We start from the raw sequence: 1,536 nt of genomic DNA, 5'->3' as shown, positions 1-1,536 counted from the left end.
TCACGGAGTTTAGGAATTTTAAGGTAAGAGTTCCAACTGACGTTACAAGCTTTCGCTCACGGTATCCATTGCGAACACAACCAAGCTCTTCTACTTGTTCAACCATTACGGTATTTACTAAGTCTTCAAGCAGTGTTCGTGCCATACCGTTTAAATCTAATTTGTGATCTTGGGTGTAGGAGAGCTCAGTTTCGTGTAGAGTTTGCATTGCGGTTATTTCCTTTCTGAATTGGTTGTGGTGACTATATTTTAGGAAATAACCGCACTTCTTTTAAACACCTGAAATGCTTGCTTACACCACTTTTCGGGACACGACCAAATTAGGTCAAGTCCTCACTTTGGTGTAAATTCATTTCCTTCCCTTTATCTGCTATTTTTATGTTCAAACTCAAACGAAAAAAAGCGGTGCTTCCCATCATCACGGCGCTTCACCGTGCTATAAGATGCAGTAATGCGAACACGCAAAGCGTGTATGACAGTCGAGGAATCCTATTCATGTAAATTGTGTTGCAATATGCGACACAATAATTTATTATATGCGTATGGAGGTTGATTGATATGGCAGTTACTAAGACAGCGAATGTGAATGTGAGAATACAAGAAAATATTAAGCAGCAGGCGGAGCAGATTTTAGAAACGATTGGAATCCCTAGGGCTACTGCTATTGACATGTTTTATCGTCAAATCATTCTTAATAACGGTATTCCATTTTCGCTTACTATTCCAAAGTCGCTTCCGCCACGAGATGATATGGATGAGAAAACGTTTAACGCGTTGATGGCTAAAGGTTATGATCAGGCAGTTCGTGGTGATAGTTATCCTATAGATGATGTTTTTGAAGAGCTTAAACGAGGTCTTTAATGGATGGGTATAAGATAAAAGTTACCCGTCAGGCGAAAGAGCATCTTGCACTTATTCGAGAATATATCGCAACGGAGCTAAAAGAGCCGGAAATAGCTAAAAGAATGCTTGATCTGCTAAAAGCTAAAATGACATCTTTACAGACAAAGCCTTATCGTGTGAAGTGTATAGATGAGCAGCCGTGGGGTGAGCTTGGTTTTAGAAAAATACGCGTAAAAAATTATTACGTTTACTTTTGGGTTGATGAGAATAAAAGAGAAGTCCAAATACTCGCGGTTATTTACGTGAGAAGAGATCAGGCTACGCAACTGGAACAATTGTAATGTAACGCGCTGTCAAGCGAGTCTTAAACCTTTTAACGATAGCTTTTCCTATCGTTAAAAAGTGCACCCACTATCCATAGTGTGCACTCAAAAAAGTGTAGCTATACTAGGAGTTTTCTCAATCCACGTTAAATGGGTTGTGGTGCTTTCTCGAGCTTAGATTAAAGTCGCAAATTGAATTGAGGGGCAATACCTGAAAATCCTTCATTAGTAGCTGCAAAGCTACTAATGAAAGATAAATTTGCAGAAATAGATGCCAAGGAAACTTATAGAGCAAAATCAAAGTTACGTCTCAAAAAGTGGTGTAAGGCTATTTCCTTACTACCTTCTAACCTACATTATGCCACCTCTT

Annotated in this window: 2 protein-coding genes and 1 pseudogene; 2 read left to right on the top strand and 1 reads right to left on the bottom strand. The window is 39.1% G+C overall.

Annotated elements, in window-relative coordinates; translation table 11 throughout:
• A pseudogene (locus HMPREF1492_RS07770) lies at positions 1–208 on the bottom strand (IS256 family transposase); the annotation flags it as partial.
• 350 nt (positions 209–558) lie between these two features.
• Here HMPREF1492_RS07770 and HMPREF1492_RS03655 point away from each other — a divergent pair.
• Both HMPREF1492_RS03655 and HMPREF1492_RS03650 read left to right on the top strand, forming a co-directional pair.
• Positions 559–861 (top strand): type II toxin-antitoxin system RelB/DinJ family antitoxin, encoded by a 303-nt coding sequence (locus HMPREF1492_RS03655; protein WP_035436010.1) that lies wholly within the window; start codon positions 559–561, stop codon positions 859–861.
• The gene (locus HMPREF1492_RS03650; RefSeq protein WP_035436008.1) at positions 861–1,184 is read left to right on the top strand and encodes a type II toxin-antitoxin system RelE/ParE family toxin; all 324 of its coding nucleotides are present in this window, start codon (positions 861–863) and stop codon (positions 1,182–1,184) included. The genes HMPREF1492_RS03655 and HMPREF1492_RS03650 overlap by 1 nt, the downstream gene beginning before the upstream one ends.
• The last annotated feature ends 352 nt before the right edge of the window (positions 1,185–1,536 follow it).

The organism is Atopobium sp. BS2 (assembly GCF_000565075.1).
Lineage (GTDB): Bacteria > Actinomycetota > Coriobacteriia > Coriobacteriales > Atopobiaceae > Lancefieldella.
Note: the sequence above shows the minus strand (reverse complement) of the source record. Positions and strands in the feature narration are given on the sequence as shown.